The sequence below is a fragment of the Pseudomonas sp. NBRC 100443 genome (assembly GCF_030268185.1).
Lineage (GTDB): Bacteria > Pseudomonadota > Gammaproteobacteria > Pseudomonadales > Pseudomonadaceae > Pseudomonas > Pseudomonas citronellolis.
The window spans coordinates 1-314 of the sequence record NZ_BSQE01000086.1 but is presented as its reverse complement, the minus strand read 5'-3'; the positions used below and the strand labels follow the sequence as shown (position 1 = coordinate 314).

The 314-nt window shown below is 59.2% G+C and carries 1 protein-coding gene; it reads right to left on the bottom strand.

Features of this window, described 5'->3' with window-relative positions; genetic code table 11:
* A partial coding sequence (locus QSJ95_RS32650) for a transposase (protein ID WP_285647903.1) occupies positions 1-272 on the bottom strand: 272 nt, incomplete at its 3' end.
* Positions 273-314 lie beyond the last annotated feature (42 nt).

Here is a 314-nt window from a genome sequence, read left to right as displayed (position 1 = left end):
AGGTTGCGCTGGCATTCGCGCTCCAGGCGGCGGCTGGATTGGATGCGATTGAGGTAACCGTAGATGTAGATCTTCAGCATCACGGCGGGATGATAAGACGGTCGCCCGGTTACAGCCGGTGCCACTCCATCGAACTCCAAGGCCGCTAGGTCGAGTTGCTCGACGAAGGTTTCCACTACACGGATCGGATTGTCTTCGGCAACGAAGTCATCCAGGCATTCCGGCAGCAAGCTGACCTGTGTCCGGCTCGCTTCCTCGATGAATCGCTTCATACGCCGCCCCCGCTGACGATGCTCCAGCAACTCTAGGCGAGG